The organism is Paradesertivirga mongoliensis (assembly GCF_024436395.1).
In the GTDB taxonomy this organism is placed as follows: domain Bacteria; phylum Bacteroidota; class Bacteroidia; order Sphingobacteriales; family Sphingobacteriaceae; genus Paradesertivirga; species Paradesertivirga mongoliensis.
On sequence record NZ_JAFMZO010000002.1, the window covers coordinates 407157 to 422927 of the forward strand.

Sequence of the window (15771 nt, forward strand, 5' to 3'; positions counted from 1 at the left end):
GGAACAGTAATTGTTCTGTTCGGTAATTAAATAAACCATCTATTAATTATGGAAACTACCGAAATGACAACAGAAATTCTGAACGACCTGGTTCAGATAAATAACGATCGAATAGTGGGCTACGAGCGGGCCATGAAAGAGTTGAAAGACGGCGATGCTGATTTGAAAGAGCTTTTCTCTGGCATGATAAACGAAAGCATCGAATATAAATCCCAACTGGTGTCAGCAGGTGCCAGCCCGGAAAACGACACTACCAACAGTGGAAAGATCTACAGGGTGTGGATGGATGTCAAAGCGGTTTTCACCGGACATGACCGAAAAGCTGTGCTCGAAAACTGCGAATTTGGTGAGGATGCGGCGCAAAAAGCATACGATACTGCATTGGCGGCAGAAAACCTTCCTTCTGATGTGCGAGCCCTCTTGTCTCAACAAAAACAAAATTTAAGAGCTTCTCACGACAGAATTAAATTACTTCGCGATTTTCAAAAGTAATTTATCAAATCCAGACAGAAAAAGTATAGCCCCAGGCTGTACTTTTTTTTTGCCCAGATTTGACAAAAAAAAGGTCTTCAAACGGGGAGAATGAAGACCTTTTAACTAACCAATTATAAACCTGCCACAAAGATACGAACATTGTTATTATTTCAAAAAATAATTACAATGTCTATCAAATTTATAACTATGTAAAGAGATTATTACCTAAAGCAAAAAAGCCTCTACTTTTCAGTAGAGGCCTAGGTCATATTTGGATAGTTTGGTTCTTAAAGGTAAGGTTTTTTATCAATTCATCAAAAAACAATCCGAAAAAAACCAAACTATTATCAAAATAGTAATCACAAAAAAAGCCTCCCGTAAAACGAGAGGCTTTTTCAATAGAGTTGGCCGATTATTGGATTCTTCCTGTTCTACGGTCTTTGGCTCTTCCAATTACATAACCGGTACCTGCACCAATGACTCCACCAATGATAGCACCTCTGGCGTCTTTTTTATCTACCAAAACCCCGGTAATTGCACCTGCACCCGCACCAATGGCTGCTCCTTTAGCGGCATGGCTCCAACCTTTTTTACGAGGTTGAGAATATGTATAAGTTTCTGATACTCCTTGCACGTAGGTTCTTCTCCTTGGAGCCGAGTTGGAAGCATATACAACTCTCTCTCTCACCGGCTGGGAACGTTGCAAAGCAAGAATTCTCTCTTTTTCTTCTGCTATCTCCAGCTCTTTAGCCTCTGCACGTTGAAAACTATCAAGTTTTAAACTGTCTCTGATCTGTTTGTAAGCCTCTGCTTTTAATTGCGAACTCGTTTGTTCCGAGCTGTTGTTGCATGCAGCGAATGTAGCTGCAACTGCAAGAACTACTACCATTCTTCTCATAGTATTATTATTTATTGTGTGTGTGTGTGTTAATTTTAACGGCTCTGCTTAAGCCTTATTACTGGTAATAATATTTTTATTAGCAGCCCGTTAGCAAAGAACTTTCAAAAACCGGTCCAAAACGGGCAAAAACGGTTCATCTTCTTGAAAATGAAGCACAAAAAAAAACAAAACCAGCTTGGGCTGTTATGTTTTAGTATGGACTTTAGTACAACAACTTTCAAGATTTTAGAACGGTCGGGTATTGATCTTAGCGAGACAGCGTCGGCAGCGCACGAAGGCTTGGAGAAGGAAGAATCAGTTACTCTTTTACAGCAACTTAAAGAGAAAATGTTTCAACTCCAGGAACGGTTATACGCCGAAAACAAAAGATCGCTCTTGATTATTTTTCAGGCGATGGATGCCGCCGGTAAAGACAGTGCGATAAAACATGTAATGGGCGGATTGAATCCTCAGGGTTGCCAGGTATACAGTTTTAAGCAACCCACCAGCGAGGAACTGGATCATGATTTTTTGTGGCGTCATTACAAAGCTCTGCCAGAGCGAGGCCGCATCGGGATCCATAACCGCTCGCATTATGAGAATGTACTGATCTGTAAAGTTCATCCCCAATTTGCTGCAAATGAAAGCCAAAGGCCTTTATCCGAGATTGACGACACTTTTTGGACTGCTAGGTATAAATCCATCAGAAACTTTGAAGAGCATTTAACCGACAATGGCACTACGGTAATAAAATTCTTTCTCCATATCTCAAAACAAGAACAGAAAGATCGCTTTCTTAAGCGAATCGAAGACCCCGCAAAGAACTGGAAGTTTGCTGCCGGAGATCTGGCTGAAAGGGAATTATGGGACAACTATATGCAGGCTTATAAAGATGCGATGAACGAAACAAGCACAGAGAGATGTCCCTGGTATGTTATTCCAGGCGATAAGAAATGGTTTGCCCGGATTGCGATTTGCAAAGTTATTGTAGACACTTTACAATCAATGGCCCCGCAATATCCGGCGTTAACGAAAGACGACACTGAAGCCCTTGAGTTGGCCAAAACGCAATTGCTGAAGGGCGATTAGGATAAAAGCTTGGTTAAAACTGCGCTTACGGCCGGGCTATTATCGTAAACGCACAAATGTCCACCTGCAACAATATGATCGGCCTTTGAAATTGAAATCGGAAAAACCCGATCAGAAGAGCCATGGATCTGTACAAGTCCAGGCAATTGTTCATTATTCCTCCAGCGACTAATTTTTCCGAGCGACCAGATCAATAAGCGATGATCTGCCTTGCTAATATAATCGCCTATTAACTTTGTCGAGTCTTTGCTTAACGGTCCGAAAAACCAATATAGAAATGGCTTTAACACAATTAACATCCCCGGGGGCAACATCAATTCCATCTTCAATTTCCCCATTAACCGATAGACAACCGGAATTTGATCTACTCTGGCCGCACTAGAGATTAATATGAGTTTAAAAGGACTAAAAACTTTGCTTATCTCTATTGCAACAATTCCGCCGAAAGAGAGCCCGATAAGAACAAAAGGCTCATCCTTTTTAATTGGCTGGGCTAACCTTAAAGAATATTGCTGTAAAGATTCGCAGGGCTGTACAGGCAACCAATCCAAATATATTACCTCGATATGATGAGGCAATTTTAATTTGGAAAAAACACTGCCATCTGCCGCTAAGCCACTAATAAAGTATGCTTTCAAGAAAAATCATCTTAAATTGGTTACCATATCCATCAAATATACGTCAGCCGGGCATAGAAATTAGCTGCTCTTGTTTTTAATTCTTACCTTTGCAATAACGGATAATTGAACACTATTCTTTCACGCCTGTTAGTCAGCCAATGACTAAAATCCATCCCGCGTCTAAGCCGTTGTCGCCGGAGATTATTCCAAATCAGTTTTTCTTTAACCGGGAATACACATTTATCAGGAATCAAGTCTAAAAGAATATCAAATGCATTACTATGGCTAAGTCGCAAGCTACTTTCATGAAGAAACAACTCGAGAAAAACAGGCAGAAGAAAAAAGAGGATAAAGAGCAACGCAAGCTTGAGCGGAAGCAAAATTCAACTGGTGGTGACCTTGAAAATATGATGGCGTACGTGAACGAGTTTGGTGAAATCAGCTCAACGCCGCCTGAGAAATCTTAATTAACAAAAGGCTGGATCGATGATTCAGCCTTTTTTAGTAGAAGATCCCCACGTTCGCCAACCCAGGCATTCTTAGCTATAAAGCTTCAGTTTCCCGTCAATACATAGATCCGCTGCTCCAATCAGGTGAGCTGCATCCCCAAGCACAGCTGGTTTAATCGGAATCTTTATATGTTTTTCCTGGAGCCTGTCTTTCACATGGGGCACAAATAAATCCCAGGCGTTATTATGACCGCCAATAAGGATCAGGTCCGGATTATATGATGGAACATATTGCATCAGAAACTTCACAAAATTCTCGCCATATTCATTAAAAACCAGTTGTCCAATACCATCGTCCGCTTTAGCCCTGCCGGCAATGTCTTTCATATCCACTATGCTTACTCCTGTAAACTCTTCATAACGCTTTGAAATCCACTGGATACCGAGATAGTCTTCAGCAATACCATCCTTGTACGACTTATTCCATAATAAACCGTCTTCTGTTAGCCCATCGTGGTGCCTCCCCGAACCTAAACCGTAATTCAAGGTAAATCCCAATACATTTTTATATCCCTTTGCCGCCCCAACCAATACCTCTCCATGTAAAAAACACGGAGCAATATTTTCCATTGTAATGTTTGCAGGCGCTATATTTAATCGCTCGGCAAGTTTTTCTTTAACGTTAACCTGGTAAAGCGCATCAAATTTCCCCTGACCTTTCATTAGAGAGATACCCTTCTCATAGTCAAACGGACCAGGAATACCAATGCCTATTTTGCTGATTTCTAACGAGTTAAGCTCGGAGCATTTTTCAATAGCGGAGGCCCAACTATCAATAAGGGTTTCAAGGCTTTCATTGCAATTAACGTTTTCTGACACGAAGCCAGATACAATTGATTTTTCTTCAATATCAACAATTGCAACCTCTATTCCGGGAATATTGATTCCCACTCCGAACACGTGTTTGTCCATGAACAACGATTTATTTTTGGGGTTTATAATACAATATCGGTTATTAAATCAGCTAAAGAAGCTAAAAGTTAAATAAATTTAACGAAAAATCGTAAAACAGTTTCCGGCTTAACATGTAAATTTTTTGAATAAAGCGAGCGGAGAATCCGCCAGTAAACGAAAGCCACTGAAGCAGAACAGGATACGGCTAATTGTAGTAAATCAATATTGGACCATCTTACAACAAATGGTTTCACCCCAACTAACCGCAAGGGTTAATTAAATCGACAACATACTTTCAGGCAGTTTTCAACTTATAGGCCTTTTCCACTAACCTCGTTAAGTTATCAAGATCAAAAGGTTTTGGGAGAGAAAGATCTGCGCCCGCCCTGGCAGCAAGCGTTTCAATATCATTATTAGCGGTCAAATATATAACCGGAATCTTATTAAAGACTGGGTGTCTTTTTATTGTCTGAGTAGCTTCAATACCACCCACACCAGGAATCCAGTTATCCATTATAATAACAGATGGTCGCGCACTTTCTACTTTGTCGATGATATCGTCGACAGTAAAGCTTGTAACGACTTCCCATCCAGAGTCGGTAAGCGCATAGTCAAGAATATCCAGTATATCCAGATCATCATCACACACTAGAATTCGCTTCATCAGGTCTTAAAAGTATTAGCATTAATTACAAATAATTCGGTTGATTGTTTTTGCTTTTTTTAAAACAAAGCAAATTCCGTACGCTCCGCCCCATGGCTACAATTTTCGACAGAAAAAAAATATTTTTTTTAGCAACATTCTCTGCAAAAAACCGTAAAGGATTGCAACGGAGGGTATGATGAACATAAACGATATAAGAGCTACAAACCATTACATTGTGTTTAGAATTGGGGCAGATACAGATATAAAGAACGGACGCATAAAAATGGTCGAGAAGGCTTTAAAATCTCTCGAGGCCAAAGAAGACTATATCGCGTGTCAGGCATTATTAGATGCACTACAATATCAGGAATCTGAAGTCCAGCAAAGTTTTTAAGTATGAAGCGGCAGTTTGGCTGCCGCTTCATAGCATTATTCTATAAGCGGTCTCTATCGCGATTAACGGACGAGTCATCATCCAGATCGGACCAGGTATCACTGTTCTTTTCGTCTTTATTTAGGTTTTCGATATCAACCTCAGTGCGACGAACGCTGTCTCTGATAGTCTCTTCCGTTTCTTCCACATCCTTATTTAACGAAACTTCCTCTTTTACCCAAGCGTCTTTACTTACCACAGGGATTTCTTTATGTTCGCGCATTTCGATGGTACCTTCTTCAAAAGACTCAAAATCTGACTCATTAGCCTGACGATTGACCGGCGTGCGCTCCACGTTCACATGCTCGTTCCGCAGGCGTACACTTTCCTCGACGGGCTTTTCAACAATCCTGCTGCGTAAGCGGGCGCCACCGCTCTCGACTTCACGTTTCCCTATCTCCAGGTTTTCTTCAATAATCGGGATAGAACGATCAGAGTCGTTACTCCTGTTATAATCGCCAATGTTATCGCGATCGTATTCAGTGGATTTATTCTGATGATCAGTTCCGTATTGATTTGCTCTTTCGTCTATATCAACAGCGCCATATTGATCTAAAATATCGGCGGCACGCTCTGCCTCCGCTTCAGAACGAGCGTGTACCGTTATAGTAGAGCCGCGTTTGGCAACTTCCGAGTAGCGGCTTGTCCTGTCGTCATCACTTCCGAATAAGGAACTGAAGAAATTACTGATACTGCTTCCGAAGCTGTCGTCCTCATGATCCGACCGGGTTTCCGTTTGAGAAGAACCGCGGCTCGCAATATCTACATCCTCCCGGTTAAAGCCTTGGTTCACCAGGTTTTGCACCGCTTGTTGTGCTTCGTTTTCGTTGTCGAAAATTCCAATTACTGTTTGTGACATAATGTTTCTCCTTGATTTTGATAGATGTTTATTATTAGATAGTTGGGTTGGTATCAACCCGGTTTACAATCACCTCTTCCTTTCTGAGGGTTTCTTGTTGGGAAATTTTACTGTGTTTCTGTTTCCGGGTAATATGCACCTCTTCAACAAGAACCAGCTTTTTTTCAACAACCAACACCTCCTTCAGGATTGGGATGATAGTCTTTTCTCCCTCGTACCTTACAGCCGGAGGGGTGTTCTCTATGTATTGGTTAAACTGGATTCTTTGCACATCAACTTCCTCGTCCACTACAGGAATATCGATAACCTGCTGTTCGCTGTGCACCTTTTTCGTGATGGCCACCTTTCCTGTTTCTATCTCTTTTTTCGCGACCGTAAGACGTTCTTCAATTACCGGAACAACTATATGGTCATTGGTATTGCCCGAAACCCGTTTGCCTCTATTCATATCGTTAGTACTATACATTCCTCTTATAAATTCTGAGTTCACGTAGTTCTCCCAATACAGAGCCAAAAAGTACCTGGAAAATGAAAATAAATATAATTACCCGACAGGCATATTTTCTTAACAACAAGGGTGTTGAGCGAAGCCGGGAGAACAAAATTTGTCTTAAAACTAAACGAAGCCTTTTTCCGGCATTTTAAAAACAGACACTTTGTAGAGATAAGTGGGCACTATGGGCCGCTATCTTTTGGTTGGCTTTATATCGTTCTTAACTTCCAGCTCTTCTTTTATTTCTTCTGTTTGCAGACGGAGCTCGGGTGAGTCCATCGGACTTTCGGGTGGAAGTTCATCGCCCAGAAGTACCCCCCAGTGTTTAAAAATGGCCGAACGGTCGAACGTTACCTTTAAAATGGCAATTATAGGCAGAGATAAGAACATTCCGGAAATTCCGGCCAGAGTACCCGCCAAAAATACTCCCAGGATAGCCGCCAGCGCATTGATCTTTACTTTAGAGCCGACTATTCGCGGCATTAAAATATTGTTATCGAGGAACTGAACAAAGGCGATAGTACCTAACACCGCGAAAATGGGCCAGACCTCTGACGACGAACTTAAAGTAAGCAGTACTCCTATAAGGTTCCCGATAAGTGCCCCAACATAGGGGATCAGGTTAAGAAAAGCAAATATCACAGCTATTAGCAGGGCATGTTTTATCCCGATGATTAAAAGGATTCCGCCCAATAAAATAGTAACATAAGTAATCTGAATTAATAACCCAAGAAGATAGCTTTTAATGATCACCTTGGTTTCGAGCATCGCTTCGCGAACTTTTTGATGATTCTCTTCAGGAAACCACAGAAACACAAAACGAAGCAGAAGATTTTTGTAGAACAGAATCAGATAAATGTAAATCGGCATCAAACCGATGAAAATAAGGGTGGAGGATACCGAACCGGCCGCCCCGCTCAAAAGGTTCCCTCCAAGGTTCAGTAGCTTATTCGCCTGCTGATCCAGCAATTTTGCCTGCTGCTGGGTAGAGAAATTACTTATTTCGCTAATCCAGTTGCTTAATGAGTTTAAGTGTGCCGTAACGTTTTTGCGTATCAACGGAAAATCAGCGATAAGCGAAGAAACCTGAGATGAAAAAAACCACACTATCAAACCTACGGCTATGACCAGCAACAAAATTGAAAAGATGATCGCCAGTGCTTCGGGAAGCTTTTTCCTTCGGAAGAAATTATGCACCGGAAGCAACATAATGCTTATAAAAAATGCCATTAAGACCGGCATGATCAGGTCTTTGCCAAGAACAAGTATATATCCAAGAAGTATTAATCCTAGTAATTCTATCGACCGGCGAACGGTTAGGGGCATCTCTCTCATTGTTTACTTTAAGTAAAACTCAATTTATAAGTTTTATTTGTATTGATGATAAACCCAAGGAGGTAAAAAAGTTTTTTTATGGGTTAATTTTCTACAGACGACTTAGAACACACCGGAGAAAGAGCACACTCCGGGAGATCAGACAAAACTTTGTAAACTTTTGGGAAGAACAGGCTTCCCAAAAGTAATTATGCTCTTATTTGTCCATTACCCTTAACAACCCACTTATAACTGGTGAGCTCTTCAAGAGCCATAGGGCCGCGAGCATGCAATTTTTGTGTACTTATCCCGATTTCCGCTCCAAGTCCGAACTGAGCGCCATCCGTAAAGGCCGTGGAGGCGTTTGCGTATACAGCTGCTGCGTCAACAGAGTTTAGAAAGATCTCAATTGATCCTGCATCTTCAGAAACAATCGCCTCGCTATGCTTCGAACTGTAATTAGCGATATGCTCTAAGGCCTCTTCCAGATTATTTACGGTCTTTATCGACATTTTGTAATCAAGAAACTCGATACCAAAATGCTCCTGAGCAGCTTTCTTTAATAAGTTAGCCGGGTATAGGTCTTTCAACGACTCATATGCCTGCTCATCAGCAAAAAGTTCGACATTCGAATCGACAAGAGGCTTAGCAATTTCGGGTAAATCATTCAAACGGCTTTGGTGGATTATCAGACAGTCTAAAGCATTACAAACACTTACCCTCCGCGTTTTACTGTTATTTACAATCGCTTTCCCTTTTTCCAGATTGCCGGTTTCGTCAAAATAAGTATGTACAATTCCCGCACCTGTTTCAATCACAGGAACCTTAGCATTTTGCCTTACAAAATCAATCAAGCCCTGACTTCCTCGCGGAATAATCACGTCAACATAGCCAACAGCATTTAAAAGTGCTTCTGTCGCCGAGCGATCGGGAGGTAATAAGGCAGCCACGCCGGTGTCTATGTTATGCTTTCTAAGCACACTGTGTATTACGGAAATAATGGCTTCGTTAGAGAACGAAGCATCGCTCCCGCCCTTCAGCACACAGGCATTTCCGGTTTTAAAGCAAAGCGAAAAAACATCGAAACTTACGTTTGGACGGGCCTCGTAAATTACGCCGATCACTCCCATCGGAACGCTCAATTTTTTAAGCTCGAGGCCATTATCAAGCTGCTTTTCCAAAAGGACTTTCCCTAATGGAGACGGAAGGGCGGCCACACTTTTGATATCGGCAGCAATATCGCGGATACGTTTATCGGTAAGTTTGAGCCGGTCAAACTTGGGATCATCCGGACTCATTCTGTCTAAATCTTTTTGATTTTCGGTGAGAAGAACGGGAATTTGGTTCACCGCTTCTTCAGCTAAATCTATAAGTACAGCATTAACTTTTTCTGCAGCCAGTAAGCCTAATGAACGGCTGGCCTTTTGAACGTTTAAAAATGTATCGCGGATCTCCATGTTATGCAATTTCGGAGTTTAAAAATAAGTAATCGTAATGAACTAAAGGCTTTTGCTTCTTCTGTCCGATACGTTCGGACGCTTTATCCGAACTGTATTCCGCTATCCCAAGGCCAACCTGTTTGCCCTTTTCATCAACAAGTTTTATTATATCGCCTTTTTGGAAGTCTTCATCAATCTTAATTACCCCTACGGGTAGCAGGCTGCTAGCTTTTGAAGATGTTAAAGCAAGTTTGGCGCCTTCATTTATCCGGACAATCCCTTTAGCATAGTTCTCAGAATGAGCTAGCCATTTCTTTTTTCCCGAAGCATTTTTTTGCGGAATGAAACGGGTATTTATTGCTTTTTCGTTTAATACATCAATCAAAATGTTTGTCTTCTTCCCATTTGCTATGTGCACCGCTATTCCCAACTGAGCCACCTTATGAGCCATATTTGATTTGGTAACCATCCCTCCCCTGCCAAACTGCGATTTTTGAGTGGAGATAAATGATGAAAAGCCCGTTGTTGATGCACTGATTTCGCGAATAACTTCAGATTTTGTGTCTTTAGGATCACCATTATAAATTCCATCAACATTACTCAGAATAATTAATGCGTCTGCATTAAGCATAGAGGCAATCAAGCCAGCGAGCTCATCGTTATCGGTAAACATCAATTCGGTTACTGAGATTACATCGTTCTCATTCACAATGGGAATAACGTTGTGCTGAAGAAGAATACTAAAACAGTTCTTCATATTGAGATAATGCAACCGGTCGCGAAAATCTTCTTTTGTAACCAAAACCTGGGCACAAACTAAATCGCGTTTTTCAAAAAGCTCCGAATATTTATTAATGAGTTTTACCTGCCCGATGGATGCAAAAAGCTGACGCGTAGCTACGGCGTCAAATTTATCTGAAACCGATAGAAGGCTTTTTCCGGATGCGACAGCCCCTGAAGAAACGAGGATAACTTCCTTTCCCTGCTTTTTTATTGCCGAAATTTGTTCCACCAAATGCCCCATCCGCTCAAAGTCGGGCAGGCCATTTTCTTTAGTGAGCACATTAGAGCCAATTTTTATAATGATACGTTTGTATGATAAAGCCATAACGAAAGCGTGAAATTAAGAAGATAAGACGAAAGGCGAAAGGAATATTGGCCAAAGGACTTAAATGACGCCATTAAAGCTTTAAAATTACATTTGTGACATAATCCGGGAGGTGTGGATGCCTGAAGTGTCATTTCATGACCATCTCCGTACTCCAGGCCTCAGCCGCGGTGTCTACCAGCCTGGCTCCGGCCTGTTGATAGGCCTCATTGGTAATCCGGAACCCAAACCTGGACCTCTCTGCACCACAACTTCATGCCCTAAACGGACTAAATGAACAACACCAGCAGGAGTTATTGCTACGCGGTTTTTCATTATTTTTTATTTCGGATGGAACAGATATGCGCATATAAACTATTGATCGCCAGAATAACGCATAGCAATCGATCTCGTTTTTATGTCTATTCTAACAACAAGTCCGTCTCGTCCAACAAGTTCATCTGAATGGTATCATTCCCGGCAATGCCCTCCACAGAACCACGAATATGAGCTGCATTCAACAGAACTTTATCCAGTTGTTTTTCCCTTGATTTCCATAACCGCTCCATCGCTTCCCGCTCTTTTTGAATGGAGAGGCGCATGCTCATAAATCCTTCCCGGATAGCCTTCCATTGCTCGTTAAACTCCGAACTGGTTAGGTAATCGTACATCATGCTCATCTTATCACCTTTGTTTTCCTGCGATTTGGAAGCGTTGTACAGTTTGATGATACTATCTCTAAGAACAAAAGCTACTGCCTTAACTTCATCAAACGAGCAAATCCATACCCCATCTTTTTCGCCGAAGCAATCCATCCCCTTTGGATAGCACTGGGTAACGATAACAGCAACATCAACGCCTACTCCGCGCATGTCCTTCTTTAGTTTCTCAATCCAGTCGTTCGAAAAATCTTTTGTGCGTTTGCTTTCAAAAATTATCCTTCCACATTCCTGACCGTATTGATTGCGCACCGTTTGAATACAATCCGCACCACGTACGCCTTTGCCTACTTCTGAAATCACATCAAACGGAAAATTACTGCGCAACAATTCTTCGAGAATCAATTCCTGAACTTCGCCCTGTAATTGCATAGATCCCTGTTCGGCTTTGCGTTTCATCTCTTCAGCCAGTTTTTTCTGATCCTCCAACTGCTTCTCGAGTTCACGAACTTTAAGCTGAAAGTCGGTTTCCTTAATCGTATTTTTTTCCTGTTCCTGCTTTCTGATCTGCTCTACAAGTTCATTGCGTTGTTCTTGCAGCTTTCGCTGAAGCTGAATTTCCAATTCTTCCTCCTTCGTTTTCAAAAGCTGTTCGCGTTTCAGAAATTCCAGTTCCTGCTGGCGGGCAAGTTTTAACTTTTCCTCACTATCTTTATTAGCGGCCTCAAGCAGTTGAACCTTATTCTGGAAGTCTTCAGCGATAGTCTTACGCAAATTCTCTTCCAGCGATTGCTGCAAAGCCAGCTTTTCGTGCTGCAGTTTTTTCTCAAACTCCTGTTTCTGCAGTTGCTCGCGGTTATTGAATTCGTCTAGTTTTCTTTGATATTCCTCTTCTTTTTTCTTGGTGAAAGAGACCATCTGTTCCCGTAACTCTTTCTTATATTCTTCAGTCATAGCTTCTTCCATAGGAAAGCTATGGCCGCATCCGGGACACTTTATTTCTGTAGACATAGTATTGAATTGAAAATTGAAGATAAAAGAAAAATTCCGCTTTGCGGGGAGCGGAATGTATTATACCTATAAGGTTTTCAGAAACCTTATAGGTATTTCCTGAAGGCGAGCTTAACGGCCTATTTCTAAGCCTATCGCTTTCGCGATCATTGCCATTTTACTGAGCCATGTCTTCAGCAATTGTTCTTTCCCTTTCGGATATTTTACGGTAATGAGATACTCGCTTTTATCAGTAGTTGAAGAGGTATTCAAAAAATCAAACGGAAGTGTATTATCCAGATATTTGCCAAAATTATGCTCTAAAGCAATTGATGCTGCCTTGATATTACCAGAAGTCCACTCTTCCTCTTCATAAAGTTCTAATATTTCCCTTTCGCTGCGTCCAACCAATATGGCAAAATCATTTGCCGATAAATCCTGGGCATACGCCACCCCTTTTACAATTTTTCCGAAATGCATTTTTGTAATTTTTAACCCATCAAAATTTTCACACCAATCTTTAGCCGGTCAGAACAGCCGCTAAAAATCCCCTTAAGTGTCTACACTAATATAGCGATTTATTCTTGTTACATTATATTCTTTTTGTCAGAACTTGGAGTTTCTGGTGTGGATTACAAACGATCGACGACGATATAGTATCCTAAACGATCAAAAGCTATGATACCCAATAAATGGTGAGAAAACAGATAAGACGTTTGGAGGCACAGAAGGAAAGCCCGGCGCCTCTTGTACGCCCTATGTCCCGACTACAGGTGGCCTTAAACGTGTATTATCGTTGTAAACTGATTTAAGTTCGTCGCAGGATTGTACAAGTAAAAGAACTCATTCGAGAACTTTGCCATGATCAGTAAACCATAATGCTCAAGAAGGTTTGAGTTGCTGGTCACTTTGGTTATCGGATATTCTTCAATATCAAACACGATTCGGTTTTCGCTTTTTATAACGGCATAAAGATTTGAAATATCGTCTTCATAGATCTTAATTTTTTCGCCGATATATTTCTTTTCCAAAGGCCAGCTGAGTGGTGGCCAACTGGTGTAATTGTTGAGATAAAATTTACGCCCTTTGTCGCTTTTTGTGATCTCGATAGCGCGACCGTTGATACACACTGACAAGACCGTTGTATCTGCGTGTGAGTGCTTAACGGCGTTCGTTAACAGTTCGATCAGAATTTGTTTACAATTACTGATCTTAAAGGCGTACTGCTCTGAAGGGAGATGAATTTTCAAGAACGAGATGATTTCATTTAACAATGGATACATTGCTAACGAATCGTTGCTGAATATAAACTCTCTTTTGATTTCAGTCATGGAAGCGAGGGTATCTTTATGCAAAAACATCTGGCTCTGTATTATAAACTTTAAACACTTTATTCATCCGGATAAGGCTGAAAAGATTGTTTATATCCTTGTTCAAGTCTACCACAGACACATCGCCCTCTTTAGACATTGCATACTTTAATATCGAAACAAGCGCTCCAAGGAAGGAACTGTCCACGTATGCCACATCACTAAAACTTACCATCAATGTTGTATTACCCTGATCTATTAATTCAAACATCTCAGTTTTAAACTGATCGGCTACATCGAGGTTGGCTTCTTTAACTTTAATCTTAACTAAAAGATATCCGGCTTTTGGATGTGTTTCAATCATGGTGTGTGGTATCAATCTTTTTCTATAAAAATTAAGCTGCAATCGTCTACAAACCCTTTACTGTATTCGGAGGAAAAGGTTACATTTTTTATCAAATCAAAACTATCCACCTGTCCTACTACTATTTTCATCTTTTTCAGGAACAAATCGTAATCACTTTTTTTACCATCCTCGGTTTCAAAATCGATCATTCCGTCAGAAATAACGATTAGTTGATCGCCCGATTCTAACTGGATAATCTTCTCGTTATACTGGCCATTTTGCATCACCCCGAGCAACAAACCGGACGACTCAACAGCCATGCATTTTCTTTCAGATGCCTGGTACCAGATGACAGGTAAATCGCCTGCGCCTGAATAATGCACCTTCCCTGTATCATGCTCTATCATGAGCAGTGAAAGTGTCGATAAAACGTCGCCCAGAACAGAGTCGAGCACAATCACCTTGTTTATTTTCTCTATAATGCTGGCTGTAGACAGATTACCGTCGAACACGCATAAGCGAATGGCCGAACGGATGTAGCTGAGGAAGTTGAACGAGAAGAACCAGGCACCCCATTTCTTACCCATAACATCACCCAAAATCACGAAAGTGTACTTATCATCAATCTGTATAAAATCAATAAAATCACCCCCGGGGTAGTTCTCGAACGACTGATATAGAAATTTGAGCTGATATCCGGTAATTTCGGGAGTTTGGGCCGGAACAGAACGGAGATTTAGTGCTTCTGCAGCAATTCTGATTTCCTGTATAGACTTTTCATGCTGCCGTCTTATCGTATGAATGATGTTATTAATTTTCGATACCACCATAGGCATCGGGGTGTCTTTGTTGATATAATCTACCACCTCCATATCGAGCCCTTTCTGCATGTGCTCATGATCTGTCACAGACGTAAAAAAGACAAAAGGTATTGTTTTCCAGCGTTTATCACGCAGTATTATTTCCCTGAATTCGAAGCCATTTATAAGTGGCATCTGGTAGTCGGAAAGAATAATATCAGGAGTTTCAGTTTGCAAAATATCTATCGCCTGAACCACTGATTTTGCCATCATGCATTCAAAACCCTCTTTCGATAATGCTTTGGAAATCATTTGAAGAATAAACCCTTCATCATCCAGAAGTAAGATCTTCTTGAATTTATCCGACATGCTCTAACTTGTTAATTTTAATTAATGAAGTAATGAACAAATATACTCCGCTAAAAACAATTAATAGGGCAATTAAATCCATAAGGGTAACGCCATCGTCGATGGTGAACCAAAATATGGTGAACATTTCAAAATATGGGGGGGCCGGCATAATGATCATCCCAAAACCCAGGGTTATTAATATCAGGGCTATGATCAATAACGATCCCTTCACCAGGCGGTCCATAAACAGAATTTTCTTGGAAACCTTGCTGTCAAGCTGGTACTGCGACAAAAGAACTTCCAGGTTTTCGGCCATCTCAAAACGGCTGGCTTTTAAATTGTCGAGCTGTTGAAAATCATTAAGACTTTCGGAGGAAAATTCTACCCTGTTTACTGCCAGGTTAAATTTTACTTTTATTTTATTTACAGCTTCACTATCCAGATTACTGGTTTCGAGCAAATCAAGCAATTCATCGAGTTTCTCATCGACAGAAATCTTTGCTTTATCCAGCATTTGGAAATCTTTAATTTCCTCGTCTAACGACTTTCTTTTTTCCAAGCTAGCTATTTTTTTATTG

Annotated in this window: 20 protein-coding genes; 4 read left to right on the forward strand and 16 right to left on the reverse strand. The window is 41.0% G+C overall.

Features of this window, described 5'->3' with window-relative positions; all coding sequences use genetic code 11:
• Positions 1 to 48 precede the first annotated feature (48 nt).
• Positions 49 to 492 (forward strand): PA2169 family four-helix-bundle protein, encoded by a 444-nt coding sequence (locus J3P43_RS07830; protein ID WP_255900966.1) that lies wholly within the window; start codon positions 49 to 51, stop codon positions 490 to 492.
• A gap of 394 nt (positions 493 to 886) precedes the next feature.
• On the opposite strand, the gene J3P43_RS07835 is transcribed toward J3P43_RS07830, so the two are convergent.
• A complete protein-coding gene (locus tag J3P43_RS07835; protein WP_255900967.1) occupies positions 887 to 1372 on the reverse strand; it encodes a YMGG-like glycine zipper-containing protein in 486 nt (161 codons plus the stop codon).
• Positions 1373 to 1522: 150 nt separating this feature from the next.
• Here J3P43_RS07835 and J3P43_RS07840 point away from each other — a divergent pair, with 150 nt between their 5' ends.
• On the forward strand, positions 1523 to 2443 hold the full coding sequence (locus J3P43_RS07840) for a polyphosphate kinase 2 family protein (protein WP_255900969.1): 921 nt from the start codon (positions 1523 to 1525) through the stop codon (positions 2441 to 2443).
• Here J3P43_RS07840 and J3P43_RS07845 read toward each other — a convergent pair.
• Complete coding sequence (locus tag J3P43_RS07845) at positions 2440 to 3081, reverse strand: alpha/beta hydrolase (RefSeq protein ID WP_255900972.1); 642 nt, start codon at positions 3079 to 3081, stop codon at positions 2440 to 2442. The two genes, J3P43_RS07840 and J3P43_RS07845, sit on opposite strands and share 4 nt — an antisense overlap.
• 263 nt (positions 3082 to 3344) lie before the next feature.
• On the opposite strand from J3P43_RS07845, the gene J3P43_RS07850 reads away from it, so the two are divergent.
• Entirely contained in the window at positions 3345 to 3530 is a 186-nt protein-coding gene (locus J3P43_RS07850; RefSeq protein ID WP_255900974.1) for a hypothetical protein, read from the forward strand.
• A gap of 72 nt (positions 3531 to 3602) precedes the next feature.
• Here J3P43_RS07850 and J3P43_RS07855 read toward each other — a convergent pair whose 3' ends face one another.
• Both J3P43_RS07855 and J3P43_RS07860 read right to left on the reverse strand, forming a co-directional pair.
• Positions 3603 to 4484: an ROK family protein gene (locus J3P43_RS07855; RefSeq protein WP_255900976.1), complete on the reverse strand. Its 882-nt coding sequence runs from the start codon at positions 4482 to 4484 to the stop codon at positions 3603 to 3605.
• 277 nt (positions 4485 to 4761) lie between these two features.
• Positions 4762 to 5130: a response regulator gene (locus J3P43_RS07860; protein WP_255900979.1), complete on the reverse strand. Its 369-nt coding sequence runs from the start codon at positions 5128 to 5130 to the stop codon at positions 4762 to 4764.
• Positions 5131 to 5305: 175 nt separating this feature from the next.
• Between J3P43_RS07860 and J3P43_RS07865 the strand changes: the two genes are divergently transcribed.
• Complete coding sequence (locus J3P43_RS07865) at positions 5306 to 5506, forward strand: hypothetical protein (protein ID WP_255900980.1); 201 nt, start codon at positions 5306 to 5308, stop codon at positions 5504 to 5506.
• 40 nt (positions 5507 to 5546) lie between these two features.
• Here J3P43_RS07865 and J3P43_RS07870 read toward each other — a convergent pair whose 3' ends face one another.
• The 12 genes from J3P43_RS07870 to J3P43_RS07925 form a co-directional block, all read right to left on the reverse strand.
• The gene (locus J3P43_RS07870) at positions 5547 to 6404 is read right to left on the reverse strand and encodes a DUF2382 domain-containing protein (protein ID WP_255900981.1); all 858 of its coding nucleotides are present in this window, start codon (positions 6402 to 6404) and stop codon (positions 5547 to 5549) included.
• Positions 6405 to 6438: 34 nt separating this feature from the next.
• Positions 6439 to 6852, reverse strand: a complete 414-nt coding sequence (locus J3P43_RS07875; RefSeq protein ID WP_255900982.1) for a YsnF/AvaK domain-containing protein — start codon at positions 6850 to 6852, stop codon at positions 6439 to 6441.
• 237 nt (positions 6853 to 7089) lie between these two features.
• Positions 7090 to 8232 carry an AI-2E family transporter gene (locus J3P43_RS07880; protein ID WP_255900985.1) on the reverse strand — a complete coding sequence of 381 codons (1143 nt, stop codon included), beginning with the start codon at positions 8230 to 8232 and terminating at the stop codon, positions 7090 to 7092.
• A gap of 188 nt (positions 8233 to 8420) precedes the next feature.
• Positions 8421 to 9668, reverse strand: coding sequence for a glutamate-5-semialdehyde dehydrogenase (locus J3P43_RS07885; RefSeq protein ID WP_255900986.1), 1248 nt, complete (start codon positions 9666 to 9668; stop codon positions 8421 to 8423).
• A gap of 1 nt (position 9669) precedes the next feature.
• Positions 9670 to 10758 (reverse strand): glutamate 5-kinase, encoded by a 1089-nt coding sequence (gene proB / locus J3P43_RS07890; protein ID WP_255900988.1) that lies wholly within the window; start codon positions 10756 to 10758, stop codon positions 9670 to 9672.
• A gap of 174 nt (positions 10759 to 10932) precedes the next feature.
• Positions 10933 to 11073, reverse strand: coding sequence for a hypothetical protein (locus J3P43_RS07895; RefSeq protein ID WP_255900991.1), 141 nt, complete (start codon positions 11071 to 11073; stop codon positions 10933 to 10935).
• A gap of 86 nt (positions 11074 to 11159) precedes the next feature.
• Positions 11160 to 12407: a DUF2130 domain-containing protein gene (locus J3P43_RS07900; RefSeq protein ID WP_255900993.1), complete on the reverse strand. Its 1248-nt coding sequence runs from the start codon at positions 12405 to 12407 to the stop codon at positions 11160 to 11162.
• A gap of 111 nt (positions 12408 to 12518) precedes the next feature.
• The gene (locus J3P43_RS07905; RefSeq protein ID WP_255900994.1) at positions 12519 to 12866 is read right to left on the reverse strand and encodes a hypothetical protein; all 348 of its coding nucleotides are present in this window, start codon (positions 12864 to 12866) and stop codon (positions 12519 to 12521) included.
• A 299-nt stretch (positions 12867 to 13165) separates the two neighbouring features.
• Positions 13166 to 13717 carry a histidine kinase gene (locus J3P43_RS07910; RefSeq protein WP_255900995.1) on the reverse strand — a complete coding sequence of 184 codons (552 nt, stop codon included), beginning with the start codon at positions 13715 to 13717 and terminating at the stop codon, positions 13166 to 13168.
• Positions 13718 to 13733: 16 nt separating this feature from the next.
• Positions 13734 to 14060, reverse strand: coding sequence for an STAS domain-containing protein (locus tag J3P43_RS07915; RefSeq protein WP_255900998.1), 327 nt, complete (start codon positions 14058 to 14060; stop codon positions 13734 to 13736).
• 11 nt (positions 14061 to 14071) lie between these two features.
• On the reverse strand, positions 14072 to 15211 hold the full coding sequence (locus tag J3P43_RS07920) for a PP2C family protein-serine/threonine phosphatase (RefSeq protein WP_255901000.1): 1140 nt from the start codon (positions 15209 to 15211) through the stop codon (positions 14072 to 14074).
• On the reverse strand, positions 15201 to 15752 hold the full coding sequence (locus tag J3P43_RS07925) for a hypothetical protein (protein ID WP_255901002.1): 552 nt from the start codon (positions 15750 to 15752) through the stop codon (positions 15201 to 15203). Before J3P43_RS07925 ends, J3P43_RS07920 begins: the two co-directional genes overlap by 11 nt.
• Positions 15753 to 15771 lie beyond the last annotated feature (19 nt).